Origin of the sequence: Lysinibacillus sp. NPDC097195 (genome assembly GCF_044762075.1) — a bacterium.
Lineage (GTDB): Bacteria > Bacillota > Bacilli > Bacillales_A > Planococcaceae > Lysinibacillus.
This window is the reverse complement of record NZ_JBIWDP010000001.1, coordinates 158,892-177,073: the sequence shown is the minus strand read 5'-3', so window position 1 is coordinate 177,073 and position 18,182 is coordinate 158,892. Positions and strand designations below refer to the sequence as shown.

Sequence of the window (18,182 nt, the reverse complement as noted above, 5' to 3'; positions counted from 1 at the left end):
AACATGAACTTTGATTTTTCGACATTATTTCCTAGGAAATATTTATTTTTGTGTATAGTGGGCTTGTTCTTGTTGTCGTAATTCGACGCGGCGGATTTTTCCCGATGCAGTCTTTGGCAACACTTCGACAAACTCAATCGCCCGTGGATATTTGTAAGGTGCTGTCATCGATTTTACGTGGTTTTGTAACTTTTTAATAAGCGTACTATCCCCAACTTCTCCTTGGTGAAGAACAATAAACGCTTTTACAATATTTCCTCTTACTTCATCAGGACTTGCCACGACAGCAACTTCCTTCACTGTAGGATGCTTCATTAAGGCATCTTCTACTTCAAATGGCCCGATTGTATAGCCCGATGAAATAATAACATCATCTCCTCGACCTTCAAACCAGAAATAACCTTGTGCATCTTTAGATGCTCGGTCTCCAGTTATATACCAGTCACCTCGGAATTGTAAACTTGTGCGTTCACGATCTTGGAAGTACTCTTTAAAGAGCGCAGGTGTTTCTCGATGCACAGCAATATCTCCCACAACACCTTCAGACACTGGATTTCCTAGATCATCAATTATTTCTACTGTATTGCCTGGCGTCGGTTTTCCCATAGAGCCAGCGCGTGCTTCCATGCCGACCATTGTGCCAACTAGTAATGTATTTTCTGTTTGTCCGTAGCCATCTCGAACTTGAATATTAAAGGCCTCTGCAAACACTTTTACTACTTCACTATTCAATGGCTCACCTGCCGATACAGCTTGGCGAACCTCGTTCAAATTATAATCCTGTAGGTTGTTAAGTGCTGCCATAAAGCGATACTCGGTTGGCGTACAGCATAATACATTTATTTTAAATTTTTCAAGCAACGATAAATAAGTCGATGCATCAAATTTCCCTTTATAGACAAAGGCTGTAGCTCCACTACCTAACGTTGCTAGGAACGGGCTCCAAATCCACTTTTGCCATCCCGGCGCTGCTGTAGCCCAAACGATATCATTTTCTTGAACACCTAACCAATTTGGTGCTGTTGTGCGTAAATGAGCATAACCCCAGCTATGTGTATGAACAGCCGCTTTCGGATTGCCTGTTGTACCGCTCGTATAGGCTAAAAAAGCATTGTCCGTACTTTTTGTCGGTGTCGGATTCGTATAAGTTGTAGGTTGCTCCTTCATTTTTTCAAGTAATGGTTGCCATGGTGCATGCGCTTGGCCTACTACAAATTGCAAAATACCGTTTAAGTTTTGTACTTGATCAAATTGTTCAATATATGGCTCGTAGGCAATAATACCTTTCGCATTTGCATGTGTAATGCGATATTCAATATCTTTTGTACGTAACATTTCTGAGCTAGGGATAATTGTTAACCCTGCCTTCAATGCCGCTATGTAAACAATATAAGCCTCTACAGATCTCGGAACCATAACTAAAAGGACATCGCCCTTGGTTAATCCTTGTGAAGTAAATACATGGGCTGCCTGATTCGCCTTTTCTAGTAATGTCGCATATGTAATGTATTGAATTTCTTGCTGCTCATTATATACAATTAATGCATTTTTAGATGGCTGCTGTGCATACTTTTCAATTTCCTCCACAATGTTATACCATTCTGGTGCGATTAAATCCTGTCTTTTCATAATAACTTCCTCCTTATTGCTAGGTTTATTATAAAACTCATTTTTTAATTATTTCAATGGAAGGGACTTATTTTAAGAAAGTCATGACAATTATCATGGTTTATTCTATGGCATCAGTCACTAATTTCCAAATTATGATAAAAAGCTATTGAATACTCTGATAAGATATGTTACATTTTGGGCAACTAAAAATTCTTGATTGCAGGGGGACTCATAACGAGTTGAGAAGGTAAAACCTGACCCTTTGAACCTGTTAGTTAATACTGACGTAGGGAGCAATATCCATCTTCTTTATTGATGACAAGCTCTTTTACGTGTACATTTTGCACGAAAAAGAGCTTTTTTGCATGCTTACGTCCATCCAAAAGGAGGACTATGATGATTTTTCAAACTATTCGTAATAAACAACCACTCATTCACTGCATAACAAACTATGTTGTGGCAAATTTTCAAGCAAACGGCTTATTAGCAATTGGTGCTTCTCCTGTAATGGCTGATGAAACACTAGAAGTCGAAGAAATGGTAGCTATTTCCTCAGCCTTACTCATTAATATCGGCACGCTCACTAGCCGGACAAAAGAATCGATGTTGCTTGCTGGAAAAAAGGCCAATGCTCTTGGTATTCCAGTACTGTTAGACCCAGTTGGTGTGGGAGCCACAGCTTTTCGCAAACAAACAGTACAACAATTATTAAAAGAACTTCGCTTCGCTGTTATTCGCTGTAATATTGGAGAACTTGCTACTATCGCCAACGTCCAGTGGCAACAGAAAGGTGTTGATAGTGGAGTCGGTTCCATCTCCGTAGAAGAAAAAGCAAAAGAAATAGCCAAAAAATATCAATGCATCGTTATTGTAACTGGTGAAGAAGATTTTATAACAGATGGCCATCAAGCCCAATGGATTATTGGTGGGCATTTGCGCATGACAGAAGTTACTGGCACTGGTTGTTTGTTAAGCGCAATTTGTTGTGCTGCTTATAGTGTTGGTACAGCGCCATTTTCCCAGCTGTGCGATACATTAACCGCCTATAAACAAGTGGCGAAACATGCTGCTTCTACTACACCATTTAACGGTGATTTTACTGTTTCCATCTTAAATGAATTACATCGTTTATCGAAGGATGGTGATCACTAATGCACATTGTTACGACAATTGCTGGCTCTGATAGTGGTGGCGGAGCAGGTATCCAGGCTGATTTAAAAACATTTCAAGAATTAGGCGTTTTCGGAACTTCTGTTCTTACCGCTTTGACTGCACAGAATACATTAGGTGTAATGGATGTATTACCAATCGACCAAGGCTTTGTCAATAAACAACTTCAAGTTTTACTCGATGATTTTTCAATTTCTGCCATTAAGACAGGAATGCTTTTTTCTTCTGACATTATTCGTACCGTTGCACAGACTTTCTGCCATTCAGCGATTCCCCTTATTGTTGATCCAGTAATGATTGCTAAAGGTGGCGAAAGCTTATTACAGCAACAAGCGATAGCGGCATTAAAGGAAGAACTTTTACCACTTGCCACAATCGTCACACCTAATGTTCCTGAAGCAGAGACTCTTATAGGGCGTAAAATCGAAACTTTATTAGAAATTCAGCAAGCAGCACAAGCATTATTACAGCTTGGTGTGCAATGTGTCATTATAAAAGGTGGACATTTAGCTAACGAAGATTTTGCAGTGGACTATGTATTTTTTAACAATGGTACAACATTTTCAATGCAGACTCCTCGTATTGCTACAAAGAACACTCACGGTACAGGATGTACATTTTCAGCTGCATTAACAGCTTTTATTGGACAAAAACTGCCTCTAAAACAGGCGATTATTGAGGCGAAAAAGTTTATACAGCTAGCAATTCTTCATAATTTATCAATTGGCAATGGCAATGGACCGACGAATCATTTTGCTTACAAAAAATTTCAAGCTAGTTGCGAGGTGATTATCCATGAAACGTAGGGATTTGCAGCTTTATTTTATTATGGGTACAACGAATGTAAAAAATGGACAACCTTTAGCAGTACTTGAGGCAGCTTTGCAAGCAGGCATTACGATGTTTCAATTTCGTGAAAAAGGACTCGGTGCATTGACAGATGAGCACTATGAAAACTTTGCGCGTCAATGTCAAAGTTTATGCAAGCAATACGCAGTCCCCTTTATCGTGAATGACGATATTGAACTTGCTTTAAAGTTAGATGCTGATGGTATTCATATTGGGCAAGAAGATCTTCCCGTATCGCTCGTCCGTCAAAAAATAGGTCAAAAAATTCTTGGCGTATCTGTCCACTGTGCTGATGAATTACAAGTCGCTTTACAATATGGAGCAGATTATGTAGGTATAGGGCCGATATATGCGACAACTTCAAAAAATGATGCTCAACCGCCTAGTGGAACTGAATTTTTATCATATGCTCGAAAATTGTCTCCACAGCTGCCTATCGTCGCAATCGGTGGCATCGACTTACACAATGCCTATGCTGTATTGCAAGCAGGTGCAGACGGTGTGGCTGTTATTTCCGCTATTTGTGAAAGTAATGATATAAATAAAACCGTTACCGTTTTCAAAGCACTGCATTTAGCATAAAAACAGTCATTTTAAACAAACTAAAACCAGTGCCTTTTACGGTCACTGGTTTTAAGTTCAATAACTGCTTATTCTGCAATTATTGGTTGTTGTTTGGCATACCTTTTAATTGAGATTCTGCCATTTGTACAAGACGTTTAGTGATTTCACCACCAACGGAACCGTTGGCACGAGCTGAAGCGTCAGCTCCTAATTGAACACCAAATTCTTGTGCAATTTCGTATTTCATTTGATCTAGTGCTTGTTGTACACCAGGTACTGCAAGCTGATTTGAACTGCGGTTGTTGTTCGCCATGTCTGTCTCACCTCCTTGTGAATATAGAATGTGCGATATTCGATTTTTAATACGAAAAAATAAAAGGTAAAATGTAACTCTAAAGGAAAAAGCCTAGGAAATATAAAAAAGAACCGTCCCAAATTCAATTTTGAGACGGTTTCCTTCTTATTATAATAGCGTAATTAATTTTTAAATAACGCTGACGATATTTTTTTATAAAAACTTTAATTTTTTTATAAAAGATCTGCAAATTTATCTTTTGGCTGCTCTTTTTTCGGGAAAATGTACACTTCACGATTTTTTACTGCACGGTCAATTAGTTCATCGAAGTCAGAAAAGCTCTCGTAATGCTCCACTTTTTCAAGCTTCGGCTTCGTTTTCGGACTTGCAGGCGTGAAAATTGTACAGCAGTCCTCAAATGGTTGAATCGACGTTTCATATGTGCCGATTTTCTCCGCAATATCAATAATTTCTAATTTATCATTTGAAATAAGCGGACGTAAAATTGGTGTATTCGTTACCGCATTAATTGCAGTTAAACTTTCAAGCGTCTGACTTGCAACTTGTCCAAGACTCTCACCTGTTACAATAGCAAGCGCCCCAATTTCTTCACGAACTTTATCAGCAACTTTTAACATCATACGACGTGTTGTTGTCATCGAGACATTTGACGGTACTTTTTCTTTAATAAGAACTTGGATTTCAGTAAACGGTATAACATGTAATCGAATATTTGCGCCAAATTTTGTTAGTTCATTTGCTAACACTTTTACTTTCTCTAATGAATTTTGACTTGTATACGGTGGGCTAAAGAAATGGATGGCTTCTAGACGTACACCACGCTTCATCATTAAATAACCTGCTACAGGACTATCAATCCCTCCTGACAACATTAATAATGATTTTCCGTTGGAGCCCACTGGCATCCCACCCGCACCAGGAATAACTTGTGCCATCATATATGTTGCATCGTGGCGCACTTCCACTCGTAACTCAACATCAGGATGTTTCACTTTTACAGATAAATTTTGATATTGCGGTAAAACATAACCACCAATTTCGCGTTGAATGCTGTGTGACTCTAATGGGAATGTTTTATCTGTACGTTTCACTTCAACTTTAAAAGTCAGTTGTTCCTCTTTAAACGTATCCATAATCGTAATAGCCAGCTGTTTCATAGCGTCCATATCTTTTTCACATGCAGCTACAGGACTAAATGATTGAATGCCGAAGATTTTCGGTAAGCCTGCTAATAAGACATCCATTTGATCCTTATCTTCAATAGCAATAAACATGCGATCACGTTCCGTACGAATGTGTAAATGGCCTAAATCTGCAAATGCATGGCGAATATTTTCACGTAAACGACGGATAAAATCCATTTTATTACGTCCCTTTGTTGACAGTTCGCCGTAACGAATTAGAATTTCTTTCCAAATCATAATAGTAATTCTCCTTTAAGTTCCATCAATACTTTTTTGAGCACTTGTATAAACTGTGTTATATCTTCAGATGTTACGTATGCACCAAAACTAACGCGGATAACACCTTTTTTAAAATGTTCATCTATATTTAATGCTTCAACAACATGGCTTGTCTTTGTTTGTTTGGAAGAGCAGGCACTTGATGTCGAAACAATGACACCTTGTTTTTGCATGGCATTAATAATCACTTCACCTTTTACATCACGAACACTGAATGATAAAATATGAGCCGCACAAGCGGAGCTAGATAAAATATGGACAACATCTCCAAATTGCGCTAGTTCCGCGCGAATTTCTTGTTGCCATGCGCGATATTTTTGCGCACGTTCATGCATCGTTTCAACAGCGATACGGGCCGCTTTTGCCAATGCAACCGCTTGAGGTACTGCGACAGTGCCACTACGTAAGCCAAATTCCTGCCCACCACCTAATGCATAAGGTTGCCATTGCATTTGCTTGCGAAAAGCTAAAACACCTGAACCTTTAAAGCCATGTATTTTATGTCCAGAAATTGTAATGCAATCAGGGCCATCCTCGCCTTTAAAAATTAATGGCAGTTTTCCGAAGCTTTGGACAGCATCTACATGGAATGCTGCTCTACTTTCAGCATGAATAATTGTAGCTGCTTCGAAAATAGGTTGAATGGCACCCATTTCGTTATTCACATGCATCATACTAACTAAAACAGTATCTTTACGAATTTTCGCTTTAAGCTCATCTAATGAAATAACGCCTTGTTCGTTGACACGTAAATATTCCACTTCAAAGCCTTCATTTTCGAGATGCTTAACTGCTTCTAAGACAGACGGATGTTCAATTTCTGTCGTTAAGATATGTTTCCCTTTATGTGTGTTACCACGTGCTAAACCAAAAATTGCTGTGTTATTCGATTCGGTACCACCTGAAGTAAATAGCACATTTTTTGCTTCCGTCTTCAAAATATCTGCTACTTGCTCACGTGCACGCATTAATAATTCATTTGATTCTACACCCATGGCATGGATTGATGCAGGGTTTGCGTAATACTGTTCATTTACTGCCATAAAAGTTTGCATTACTTCTTTATAAGGCTTTGTTGTAGCACTATTATCAAGATAAATTGTCTTTACATTCATTTTTTCACACACTTTCAAAACGTTGATTTAACGGTATTTATCATAACGCAATCTGTGTCGATTGACTACTAATTATTCTAATTTAGTCATTTGTCTCATGGAGAGGATGACTAAATTAACATTAAGAGCTAGTTTTTGTAAAAAAAATAGCTACCTAAAAAGTTTTGTACACACTTTTTAGGCAGCTGTCTCTTTTTCTCTTTATGGATTATTTTAAGACCGAGTTAACATGTCCTCTGCAACAATGGCCTCGATGCGCTTTAATGCACCTGGCTCCATTTCCTCCACTGCTGTTCCAGCTTCTTCTAAAGCCTTTGCATAGCGGAATTGATGGAATGCTTCTTCCGCTTCTTTTAAGCGAGCATTTAATTTTGCATTTGTTGCACGGTGACGATTGCCATATTGAATAATGCGTTCAATTAGCATCACATTCTCAATCAATTCATGGGCCTTTGCATGTACTTCCTCAACACAAAGCGTGGCTGCATTTAAATTGTTATGAACAGTTCCCATGTTGAGTGGTACTTCTTGCAGACTTTGCATCACAACATAAATATGCTCGGCCGCCTCATCTAAGCGGGCGTCCATCTCTTCAGGAATTCCTGGGATATTCGCTTTATTTAATAGACGATCTGTTTCCTGAAGGATTTTTTTCAAGTTGTCTACTTGCGTACGCGCTTTATTTTCATCAATACGCAGCTTTTTCATTGTATTTGATAAATGCCCTTGCTCTTCGTGAATGCGCTCCAGTTCTTCACTAATTTCAATTAATTCCTCTTGGAGACTAGAATAGGCTGATTTTTCCTCAGCAACACGCATTGCCAATAGATCATATCGGCGTTGTAATGCTTCTAATTGCTTTAAAGCTGCCTTAGGAATTTCGGCATCTTTTTCATTTAAATGATAACTTTGCTGGACAAAAGATGCTTCATCACTTACTGAACGTGTTGAATTGATCACGTTGTTAATAGATCCTAATAATCGCTCACAATTTTGATCCACATAATTTTTCGCAATTACTTCTTTTTCAAGCAAATCATAAAAATGATCAATTTCTTCGTTTATTTCGGCAACACGCGGTTTGACAACTGTTAGTTTCAGCTCCGCTAATTCGTTTTTCAACGTAGCAAATTCAACCTCTAGCTTGTCCAACGCTTCTGTTAACTCTAAATGATGTAAGTAGTAAGATTGTTCTTCCATTTCCCGTTTACCGTTGCGCAATTCTTGAATTGCACCTGGTAATTTCACTTGTAGTTCGGTTAAAATCGTTGGCACATCATTAATATATTCAAAAGTCTGCTGTGATTCATGATTTAAGCTAATAACAATTTCACGCGCTTGCAAATAATTGCCTTCACTTGTGAGTACATCAAATTCTTCAAATTTTTGCACAAACAATTCTAATTTTTCTTCAAGTGCTGGTAATGCTACACCAAATGAATGCTGGTGTGCTAGCAATGTTTTACGTGCTGATCGATAATATTCTTTGAGCTGTTCAATTTCAATACGGTTTTTTTCCTCGCTGCCAATTAATTCATTAAGTTCTTCTAAGATTTTATTCTTATCTTTTTCACACTTAAGAATATAGTCTTCAATTTCACGCTCAATTAACGTTGCTTTTTTAAAACGAAGACGATTGATTTGATCCTCAGCATCAAATAGGAGTGAATCAATTTTTGTCATATGTACGTCGATGACTTCATCCCAACTATTACGCCACCGTTCAAACATCTCCTCTGTTTCACCATTCATGTTTAATGATTTAACTTTGGAAATTTCTTCATTTATGGGATTGTTTTGTATTTGTAATTTTTCATTTTCAAGTTGTGCAATAATTGTTGTATGTTTTTTTCGCATCATTAATCCTACTATTGCTAAAATTAATAGTAGGATAATTGGAATGATGATATACTCCATCGTAAGCCTCCTATTCTACAATAAACGAATTGGCTAGTTGTATTTATTATATACTATGTTTTCGCCTTTTGTACTAAAATTTAAGTGATTTTCATAAAAGTGTATTCACGACCTACATATTGATAGCTGTACATGTGTCAATGAACATAGAGCGGAAATATGTAATTATTATTTTAATCGTAAAAGGAGTGTAAAATGTATGAAAAGAGACGGCCATATCCATAGCCCCTATTGCCCACATGGGACATCTGATTCATTTACACAATATATTGAAAAAGCTATTGCTGAAAAATTTACGGATATTACATTTACAGAACATGCACCGCTGCCTTCCCATTTTATAGACCCTACACCTCAACAAGATAGCGGTATGCATCCAGATTTTTTAATGCGTTATTTTGAAGACTTACAGCAACTGCAAAAGCAATATGCACAAGATATTCGCATTCGTATCGGTTTAGAGATAGACTATATTCAAGGTTTTGTACAGGAAACGCGTCACTTCCTTGATACGTATGGCTCGTTTTTAGATGACGCCATCTTATCGGTGCATTTTTTGCAATGGCAAGATACATATGAGTGCATTGATTATTCTGCTAATAATTTTATCGCTTTTGCTAAAAAAGTAGGCTCTATTGAACAAGTCTACCATTTATACTATGATACTGTCCTACAATCGATAGAAGCAGATTTAGGACACTACAAACCGAAGCGCATCGGTCATCCTACTCTAGTTCATAAGTTTCAACTAGCCCATCAAACAAAAATTGATGACAGCGTCCGTATTCGGGAAGTATTAACTACTATGCAGCAAAAAGGATATGAGTTAGATTTAAATAGTGCTGGTTTAAGTAAAACACATTGTCAAGAACCTTATCCACCATTTGCCTTCATCGATTATAGTAAAACAATTGGATTACCTATTGTTTTCGGTTCAGATGCACATGCTGCTGTCGATTTACATCAGCATTACAAATCTATATTTCCAAATAACTAAATTTTTAAACGAGGTGCTGTTATGTTTACACAAATTAATTATGAAGGTTCCATTGTCGATCAATACAAGTCAGTAGCAAAGCAATTAGACGCCTTGCTGACAGGAGAATCAGATCGTATTGCTAATTTAAGTAACGCTTCTGCTTTGCTTAATCAATTTTTACCCAATATTAACTGGGTTGGCTTTTACTTATTACAACAAGATGAGCTCGTTTTAGGCCCATTCCAAGGCCTACCTGCATGTGTAAGAATTCCAGTAGGCCGCGGTGTTTGTGGAACAGCAGTGTCACAAAAAGAAACACTAGTCGTAAAAGATGTACACGCATTCCCAGGACATATTGCTTGTGATGCTGCTTCTCAATCTGAAATTGTCATTCCTCTTGTTCAACAAAATCAAGTGATTGGCGTACTAGATATTGATAGCCCAATGAAGGATCGCTTTTCGGCGGAAGATCAAGTAGGCTTAGAACATTTCGTTCAAACATTAATGCTCCATATTTAGAAAAAATACCCACATATAATCACTAAAAAATGCCCTGAAATGGATTGTAAATATATCATTTCGGGGCAATTCTATAGTAAAGCAGGTTTATGCATTTGTTTGTAAATTTCGATCATGGATGCAATATCTATTTTTCCCACTGTTCTTTGCTTCGTATAAAGCAGTATCCGCATGGAGAAAAACAGATTGAAAGGCTGGTCGATAGTTTTGATCCCATGTGATAAGCCCTGCAGAAATCGTTACTTGCGGGTCAGTGGCATTTGGAATGACTTCAACGATTGTCGAAGCTAATTTAATCGCTTCTTGCTCATCTACATTTGGTACATATACCGCCATTTCCTCTCCACCCCAGCGAGCACAAATTCCTCTGGCACCTATTGTTTCCTCTAGTTTCCCAGCAATTTGCACAAGAATTTTATCACCTATTTGATGTCCATAGGTATCATTAATGCGTTTAAAATTATCAATATCTATAAGTAGAAACATTCCTGATTGATCTTTTTTTAATGACGTTTCTACATATTGGTCTAAATAACTTCGTGCATAGAGTTTTGTTAAATGATCGCGATCGACCATTTCTTGCAGCTGATTTCGTAAAATAGAGTTCGCAATCGCTAACGACGAATGATGGATTAAAGATTGCATTAGCTTAAAGCTGTCAAACGAAAAGAAATATGGCTCTTTGTGTAATACGATACTAAAGCCATTAATTTTTTCCTCCATTAAGATAGGAATCGCCATAATTGAACGATATTCTATTTGATTTGGGGTTAATCGGCTAAAATCTGCTATAAAAAGTGGATCATTTGTAAGTTCAAAATGTTGTTCAACATGTCTAATATAAGTCTTACCTTCGTCTGATTTAAATAAGGATGTACTAGCATCAGCCACTACATAGGTAGTATTATCTTTAAAAGCGAAACAAACTTCCATTGGTTGGAAAGACTTCATTAATTGTTTTTGTAGGAAAAGTAACATTTCATTAATATCAATTCGCATATTTAATCGATGCGATGTTTCATTGATAAGTTGTAAGTCACTTACGAGGCGATGCGATTGATGATATAATTTAGCATTTTCTAGTGCATTACCAGATGCTTGTGCTAGCATGCGGACAAAGTCTTTTTCTGTCGACGAAAAAAGGTATGTCGTTGGTGCACTAACTTGTAAAATGCCATAAATGGCTTGTCTTCCTTTAATAGGAGCATTTAATATGCGATAATTCAAGTCTCCCGCTAATTCAGTTGTTAACTCTCCTGATACAAAGGCTTCAATAGTAGCAGGTCTTTCTGATAAGTAATCAAAAAGCTTTATATCGATAGTCGTATGGCGGTCTTGGTCATTCGATAATATAAGTTCCACATTAAATTCCGGAAAATTATCTCGAATATTTTTTAAAACGTTTTCTAAAATTAAATCTATATCCATTGTTGAATGAAATAAATCTGTCATATTGTAAAGTTTTCTATATTGGTCTTCATTTAATTTTACTTCTAAATTTTCACTTAATATTTGTAAAACTTTTGTAAGCGTTTCTACACATTCTTCACCGTAATCCGAAGTCATGAAGTCCGTCCAAGTATCAGTGGCTTCTACAAGCAGAACACCAATTGGGTCCTTGCCCTCCGCCTGGAAAAGCACCATATCTGTCATCATATTATAGGCTGTTTTTTCTTTTAGTATATAAGGAAGCTTCACCAGTTTTTGTTGGTAAAAGCTAGCTTCTATCATTAGCCATGACACAGCATTTAGTTTTGTTTCGATTGTCAAATTAGCTAATTCTTCAACAGGTATTAAACTATTACCTTCAAAACTAAGAAAAGCCGCATTTTCAATTTTCAAGTGCTTCTTTAGACACTGTTTTAATGAATAAAAATACTCGTTAAAACTGTTTAGTCCTCCATTCGAACTCACCCAAATGCTCAAAACATCAGATTTTATATATTTCAGCGTTTGTAAATGGTCTGTCATGAAATCACCTTTTCTATATAACGTACAAATCAATTACTATTAACTTATAATGTATTATACATAATTTGTGTCATTTTGACTATGTAATTCTACCTTACTTTTACATTTTACATTTACTACCGCATCCATGACCATTTCGTAATAGTGTAAAATGCCTCTGAAGGAAATTCATACTATAGAGGCTTTTTGAAAATAATAGTGTTAACAATTGACGTCTACGCTTGAAGCAGTTACAATGGAGTTTGTGTAAAATAAACGCAGCAGTGGTATAAGCTTATGACTGTATTTTATTCCTCTATTTTACTGAGTACACTCCGTTAAATAGATGGTGTATTGTGTAACCTAATGGCTGCATAGGCGAAAATACATGAAAATAAAATGCGTATAAGATTGGGTACTACTGGTTTTTGTTTTACAACAAAAAAACCAAATTTAAAGGAGGAGACAACAATATGTCTCGTTATACAGGTCCATCTTGGAAATTATCTCGTCGTCTTGGTATCTCACTAAGCGGTACTGGTAAAGAAATCGAAAAACGCCCTTACGCACCAGGTCAACACGGCCCGAACCAACGTAAAAAATTATCAGAATACGGTTTACAACTTCAAGAGAAGCAAAAACTTCGTCATACGTATGGTATGACTGAACGTCAATTCCGTACTCTATTCGACCGCGCTGGTAAAATGAAAGGTGTTCACGGTGAAAACTTCATGATCCTTCTTGAAACTCGCCTTGACAACTTAGTTTACCGTTTAGGTTTAGCTCGCACTCGTCGTGGTTCTCGTCAATTAGTAAACCACGGTCATATCTTAGTAGACGGCAAACGCGTTGATATTCCATCATTCAGCGTTAAACCAGGTCAAACGATTTCTCTTCGTGAAAAATCTCAAAACCTTGCTGTAGTTACAGAAGCTATCGAAGTAAACAACTTCGTACCTGACTACTTAACTTTTGATGCAGACAAAAAAGAAGGTACATTCACTCGCCTTCCAGAGCGTTCTGAACTATCTGCTGAAATCAACGAAGCATTCATCGTAGAGTACTACTCTCGTTAATTTTTTAACGTTAGAATGTTTGCGTTTCTTAAACCCCGCAACCTTGTTCATTCAAGTGTTTGCGGGGTTTTTGTTTATATTATACCCTTCGTTTATTTAGGATTATTTTGTTTTGTTTTGGGGGAGCGATTGGGGGAGCGATTGGGGGAGCGATTTTTTCACTATAACTATTAACTACAAACAACTAACGGACAGGTGTACATTAATTAAAAATCACTCCCAAGGTATTTAGTCCTATTTCCATTACATACTGACAAGACCTACCATTATTGATACAATTTTAGTGTATTACCATTATACATATGGAAGGAGGAAATAAATTGTACGCATTAGAACAAATAAAAGAATATCTAAAACCCGAAGGATCTCTTGTTATCAATAATTTCAAGAAAGATATTAATTTAATTGCTGAGCAAATAAATGACCAGGAAATAATTGAACAAGCAGGTATTGTTTCTGGGGGATTATTTAAACAACGTTTAGCTGTTTTAACTTCTAGTCGAATCCTTACTACAGATAAACATAAGAAAATTGTTACTTATGACTTAAACAAAATTCTTAAAGTTTCCTTTAATAAGAAAATGACTATAACTGAAATGATTTTTGCTTACAACGAAGAAGAACAGATTATTAGTTTTAATAACGTTGAGACCAGTTTATCTTTTCTATCAGAGATAAAAAATGTTCTCGGCATTGTCCCTGAAGAAAAGGAAGAAGTAACTGATAAACGACAAATCGTTCGAGTAATGAAGCCAATTAAGATGAACATTGAAATTCTAAACGGCAAAGAGCAGTTAAAGGAACAAGGAAACAGTTTCAAACTTACTCAAACAAAGCCTGGTATTGTAGGGATTTCAGTCAATTATAATGAAGCTGAGACATTTCAGTTAATTAAATGGGACCGTGTCGAAAATATTCAGAAGAGTGCTCTTGATATAGCTGGTTGGAGTATGATTGGCAGTACTTTCGGTAATGCAGGGGCTATTGCTGGGGCTATGGGAGCTAATGTAGGTAAAGATAAATCAGTAGCGACTCTGTTTTTAAAGCGAGATAACGGTGAAAAAGTTCCTTTAGTAATAAAATGTGATAAGAAAGATCTTGAAAAACTTTCATTATTAATTGTTGCCGAAGAGGAAGAAAAAGTTCAAGCAGCCGTTACTCCTCCTAGTACATCAACAATACCTACTGATGAATTAATTAAATTAAAAGAACTATTAGATGCTGGCATTCTTACACAAGATGAGTTTGATGCCAAGAAAAAACAATTGTTGGGAATTTAAGTCACTCAATCGAGTGACTTTTTAATGTTTTTCATGATTTTTCTAGTTTATCAGTACGTTACTTCCCTTAACACATATATGAATTATCCCATTTCCTTTCACAAACACTCGTACATTTTCATTTGTTTCTTTTAATATGTGTTTAATTGCATAAACAATTTCCCAATCTTGAATATGTTCATAACCTTTAGCGTGAGATAAACTAGCGTGGTTTGTTGTATCATTTTTACTATGAATAATTATAGTATCTTTACACTCGTATATTTTTATAATTACATCATTAGGCATGTTTCGAGTCATTACTTGTAATGCATCTGTTTTTTTCTTTGTTACATCTTTAAATGTTTTAGTTAGATATTTTACAGTCATATTCTCTCTCTCCCTAAGTATCTAAATATTAATGCTTCCACATTTGTTTTTAGAGCTTGTTTAGCATATCTCAGTACTACATCTTCTCCAGGCGTTTTAATAACAACGTCACTAAAGTATTGGTCTATATTAATCCACTTCACTACTTCGATTTTTTGTTTAGCTAACATTCGCTTTTGGTTGAAAAAATCGCTTCTTATATCTTTCAATAGGTCGTCCACTATTCTGATATATACCTCTGACATTTTTAGATTTCCTAGTTTATCATAATCATTCTGCAAAGATTTTACGGCCATATCCAAAAGAATAAATTGATGTACATTTCTGCGCTCATCAGGCTTAATCATCAAAGTCTACCAATGACGCTTTTTGTATCATATCAAAGGTAATATGCTTGATTGACAAGTCTGTATCTAAAAGTAACTCCTTTTTATAAATATCTGTCCCAGTAATCATTCCAATTTCATCAAATATTTTTTGATTTTTCCAAAGTGTGAGCTTAATTAGCTTTTGCATTTTGAAAGCTTGCTGAATTGTTTGTTCTATCTCATCAAGCTCCCATTCAGTCAACTCGCGTTTTTTATCGTAAAACTGTTTTCTTTTCCACTCCTTTAACTGAACCAAGTGTTCAGGTAGCATCAATGATGTCCATTTCATATTTCCGCGGTCATTTATCATTACAATCACTCTCCACAATTATTCAACGTCAGATACTTTTAAAATGTCTAAAAAATGTATCTTATGGATGCCCATATATCTGTCTTTTATGTGGATTAATTTAGTGTTTGCATCCATTTTTACGACCGTACCTTCCAATAGCTCATCATGTTTATAAATTATGTATGTATAAATTTTATTTTCTTGCATTGATTCTGATAATACATAGGCTATTTCTTCAAGGTCAAATTCATCTCGTGCTAAATGCTTTGGTTCTTTTACTAGCCTAGATTGAGCTCTTTGTTCTTCTAATTTCTTCATCTTTGAATTTTTTGTTGGTTTTGTAACTGCTGCCGACACTGTAAACTCTCCTCACATAAGAACATTTGTTTGTTTTTAATTCATTATAGAACATTAGTTTTTATTTTAGCAATAAAAAACCAAGAAAGTTATTTACCCTTCTTGGTTTTTACTAAAGTTAGTTTTATTTACTAAATAATTTTAAGATTAATTGCTCTAAAATATCTGTTAACAATATTTCGCTTTTTACCTTTTCTTGAGAATAATTAATTCTCAAAGCTTTGTAAATCACTTTCATTATTTCTTTATCATTAAAGAAATTAAGACCGTATTTAGAAGAAGCTTCTTCTATTTTTTTTATCATGTATTCTTTGTATTCGTCATCTATAAACTCGTCAGTTATATTTATTTCTGTCCCTATTTCGTTTCGATCTTTAGCATACCATAATTTTTCTTTTATTGAATACATATGTTGTGCATATAATAATATGAATGCTTTTTTTATACAATAATCATATGTTTCTTCATTGATTTTGCTTGAATATACAATATTTTCTGAGACACCTTCAATTTTTTCGCCAGCTTCTAATATTGTAGTAAATAAAAATTTATTTTTCTTCAAACGTATTAAACCCATATTGATTTCCTTACCAGTATTATTTGTAATTAAATACTTGACCAAAAAACCAGTAATTTGGTAATTAGAGATTTCAATACTTTTAACTAAATTTTGTATCAATATAGTTAATAATGATTTCTTATTGAATTTTTTCACTACATTAAAATCATATACCACATTTGTTATGTTTTTTAGTTGATTATTACTAACTAATTTCATTAATAAATTTCTATAAGCTGTCAATGTTTGTTCTTCTGGAACTTCTTTCAATCCATCTAAAAAGATTTTTATTTGTTTCTCTTCTTTAGTATCCAGTATATCCAACAAGTCATTTAAACTTATTCTAAATATTTTAGTTAAAGTTTCATCAGTCTCTATATACATATTAAAATAGAGTTCAACTGCTTTTGTTGCTTTGTTATATTGTTGATTTTTAAATAAAGAACTAATAAGTGCCAAATTACTTCTTATTGCAGATTGATATAATTTAATAAATTCTTTTTCTTCATTTTTCAAAAGTTCAGTTGAGACATGAATAACAATTCCTTCTGAAGTCTCCTTGAAAGGATTTTTGAACTTATTAAACACTTCTTTAAATTCATTAATATTCTCTTCAAACTCTTTATTCATATTATTGTCTGCTACAAATTTAAGATTTTGAAATACACTTTCTATACTAAAGTGAAATATCCTATATCTGTCTTTTATAAGAAGTTTAAAGAGTTTAAACCTATTCATATTAATTAAAGAGTCACATAAAATATTCGAATGTTTAACAGAATCTACAAGCATACTGTCTAAACTCATTGTTCTAAATAAATATTTAACAAGTACAATTATATAATATATTAAGAAAATTAATGACAAAAATAATGTTATTACTCTTAGTAATAATAATTTTGTTATATCCAAAGTATGCTTAATATCATTATCCAAAAACCAATTATAAGCACCGTTAACTAAGCTTCCGAAGATAATATTAAAAATCATTAACTTTATTACCCTTAATAAAAGTTTATTTTTAAATTTATCAGTAGATGCAGATGGAGAAACACTTTTTTGCTCACGATAAGTAAATACATAAATAGCAGATAATAAGGAGATGATTATTGTTAGGGAACTTATAATAGTGAAGATCATATTTTTTACAATATGATCATCTATATGGTTAAACCCAAAAAAACTCTTTAAAACAATTGAATTTCCTATTAGCCAATTAGGTACTTTTATTTGAGAAACAAAATAATACAAAACAAATGTAATCATAATAATTGGTATAAAAGTAAAAACAACAGACAAGAAATCATTTTTTTTAGATTTATCGACTTTATATTTTACCCAATCTATTAACGTTCTAATAAAATAATATATGTATTTAGCCTTATTGGCCCACCAATCCCATTTTTGTATACGAGCCACCTCTTTTTA

General features: G+C 34.9%; 18 protein-coding genes and 1 riboswitch. Of the genes, 7 read left to right on the top strand and 11 right to left on the bottom strand.

Annotated elements, in window-relative coordinates:
• Positions 1–42: 42 nt before the first annotated feature.
• Positions 43–1,629: an acyl-CoA synthetase MbcS gene (gene mbcS, locus ACIQXI_RS00905; protein ID WP_402920521.1), complete on the bottom strand. Its 1,587-nt coding sequence runs from the start codon at positions 1,627–1,629 to the stop codon at positions 43–45.
• A gap of 193 nt (positions 1,630–1,822) precedes the next feature.
• A riboswitch (TPP riboswitch) is annotated at positions 1,823–1,921 on the top strand.
• 86 nt (positions 1,922–2,007) lie between these two features.
• Between mbcS and thiM the strand changes: the two genes are divergently transcribed.
• The 3 genes from thiM to thiE are packed head-to-tail and all read left to right on the top strand — an operon-like array spanning position 2,008 to position 4,212.
• Positions 2,008–2,763 (top strand): hydroxyethylthiazole kinase, encoded by a 756-nt coding sequence (gene thiM, locus ACIQXI_RS00900; RefSeq protein WP_402920518.1) that lies wholly within the window; start codon positions 2,008–2,010, stop codon positions 2,761–2,763.
• Positions 2,763–3,587, top strand: a complete 825-nt coding sequence (gene thiD / locus ACIQXI_RS00895; protein WP_402920515.1) for a bifunctional hydroxymethylpyrimidine kinase/phosphomethylpyrimidine kinase — start codon at positions 2,763–2,765, stop codon at positions 3,585–3,587. Before thiM ends, thiD begins: the two co-directional genes overlap by 1 nt.
• The gene (gene thiE / locus ACIQXI_RS00890; protein ID WP_402920512.1) at positions 3,577–4,212 is read left to right on the top strand and encodes a thiamine phosphate synthase; all 636 of its coding nucleotides are present in this window, start codon (positions 3,577–3,579) and stop codon (positions 4,210–4,212) included. The genes thiD and thiE overlap by 11 nt, the downstream gene beginning before the upstream one ends.
• Before the next feature lie 79 nt (positions 4,213–4,291).
• On the opposite strand, the gene ACIQXI_RS00885 is transcribed toward thiE, so the two are convergent.
• The 4 genes from ACIQXI_RS00885 to ezrA all read right to left on the bottom strand — a co-directional run bounded on the left by ACIQXI_RS00885 (position 4,292) and on the right by ezrA (position 9,005).
• Positions 4,292–4,507, bottom strand: a complete 216-nt coding sequence (locus ACIQXI_RS00885; protein ID WP_402920509.1) for an alpha/beta-type small acid-soluble spore protein — start codon at positions 4,505–4,507, stop codon at positions 4,292–4,294.
• A 215-nt stretch (positions 4,508–4,722) separates the two neighbouring features.
• Positions 4,723–5,931 carry a tRNA uracil 4-sulfurtransferase ThiI gene (gene thiI / locus ACIQXI_RS00880; RefSeq protein ID WP_402920507.1) on the bottom strand — a complete coding sequence of 403 codons (1,209 nt, stop codon included), beginning with the start codon at positions 5,929–5,931 and terminating at the stop codon, positions 4,723–4,725.
• Complete coding sequence (locus tag ACIQXI_RS00875) at positions 5,928–7,088, bottom strand: cysteine desulfurase family protein (protein ID WP_402920504.1); 1,161 nt, start codon at positions 7,086–7,088, stop codon at positions 5,928–5,930. Before ACIQXI_RS00875 ends, thiI begins: the two co-directional genes overlap by 4 nt.
• A gap of 213 nt (positions 7,089–7,301) precedes the next feature.
• The gene (gene ezrA, locus ACIQXI_RS00870; protein ID WP_402920502.1) at positions 7,302–9,005 is read right to left on the bottom strand and encodes a septation ring formation regulator EzrA; all 1,704 of its coding nucleotides are present in this window, start codon (positions 9,003–9,005) and stop codon (positions 7,302–7,304) included.
• Between the two features lie 199 nt (positions 9,006–9,204).
• Between ezrA and hisJ the strand changes: the two genes are divergently transcribed.
• A complete protein-coding gene (hisJ, locus tag ACIQXI_RS00865; protein ID WP_402920500.1) occupies positions 9,205–10,002 on the top strand; it encodes a histidinol-phosphatase HisJ in 798 nt (265 codons plus the stop codon).
• A 21-nt stretch (positions 10,003–10,023) separates the two neighbouring features.
• Positions 10,024–10,503 (top strand): GAF domain-containing protein, encoded by a 480-nt coding sequence (locus tag ACIQXI_RS00860; protein ID WP_402920497.1) that lies wholly within the window; start codon positions 10,024–10,026, stop codon positions 10,501–10,503.
• An 87-nt stretch (positions 10,504–10,590) separates the two neighbouring features.
• Here the strand turns inward: ACIQXI_RS00860 and ACIQXI_RS00855 are convergent, their stop codons facing one another.
• The gene (locus tag ACIQXI_RS00855) at positions 10,591–12,345 is read right to left on the bottom strand and encodes a sensor domain-containing diguanylate cyclase (RefSeq protein WP_402920494.1); all 1,755 of its coding nucleotides are present in this window, start codon (positions 12,343–12,345) and stop codon (positions 10,591–10,593) included.
• A 581-nt stretch (positions 12,346–12,926) separates the two neighbouring features.
• Between ACIQXI_RS00855 and rpsD the strand changes: the two genes are divergently transcribed.
• Together rpsD and ACIQXI_RS00845 are read left to right on the top strand one after the other, a co-directional pair.
• Positions 12,927–13,529 (top strand): 30S ribosomal protein S4, encoded by a 603-nt coding sequence (gene rpsD / locus ACIQXI_RS00850; protein ID WP_402920491.1) that lies wholly within the window; start codon positions 12,927–12,929, stop codon positions 13,527–13,529.
• Between the two features lie 320 nt (positions 13,530–13,849).
• The gene (locus ACIQXI_RS00845) at positions 13,850–14,809 is read left to right on the top strand and encodes an SHOCT domain-containing protein (RefSeq protein WP_402920488.1); all 960 of its coding nucleotides are present in this window, start codon (positions 13,850–13,852) and stop codon (positions 14,807–14,809) included.
• A 42-nt stretch (positions 14,810–14,851) separates the two neighbouring features.
• Here the strand turns inward: ACIQXI_RS00845 and ACIQXI_RS00840 are convergent, their stop codons facing one another.
• The 5 genes from ACIQXI_RS00840 to ACIQXI_RS00820 form a co-directional block, all read right to left on the bottom strand.
• Positions 14,852–15,178: a hypothetical protein gene (locus tag ACIQXI_RS00840; protein ID WP_402920485.1), complete on the bottom strand. Its 327-nt coding sequence runs from the start codon at positions 15,176–15,178 to the stop codon at positions 14,852–14,854.
• The gene (locus tag ACIQXI_RS00835; protein ID WP_402920482.1) at positions 15,175–15,525 is read right to left on the bottom strand and encodes a YhjD family protein; all 351 of its coding nucleotides are present in this window, start codon (positions 15,523–15,525) and stop codon (positions 15,175–15,177) included. Before ACIQXI_RS00835 ends, ACIQXI_RS00840 begins: the two co-directional genes overlap by 4 nt.
• Positions 15,518–15,856: a YolD-like family protein gene (locus ACIQXI_RS00830; RefSeq protein ID WP_402920480.1), complete on the bottom strand. Its 339-nt coding sequence runs from the start codon at positions 15,854–15,856 to the stop codon at positions 15,518–15,520. The genes ACIQXI_RS00835 and ACIQXI_RS00830 overlap by 8 nt, the downstream gene beginning before the upstream one ends.
• A gap of 18 nt (positions 15,857–15,874) precedes the next feature.
• Positions 15,875–16,195 (bottom strand): YolD-like family protein, encoded by a 321-nt coding sequence (locus ACIQXI_RS00825; protein ID WP_402920477.1) that lies wholly within the window; start codon positions 16,193–16,195, stop codon positions 15,875–15,877.
• Between the two features lie 124 nt (positions 16,196–16,319).
• Positions 16,320–18,173: a hypothetical protein gene (locus ACIQXI_RS00820; RefSeq protein ID WP_402920474.1), complete on the bottom strand. Its 1,854-nt coding sequence runs from the start codon at positions 18,171–18,173 to the stop codon at positions 16,320–16,322.
• Positions 18,174–18,182 lie beyond the last annotated feature (9 nt).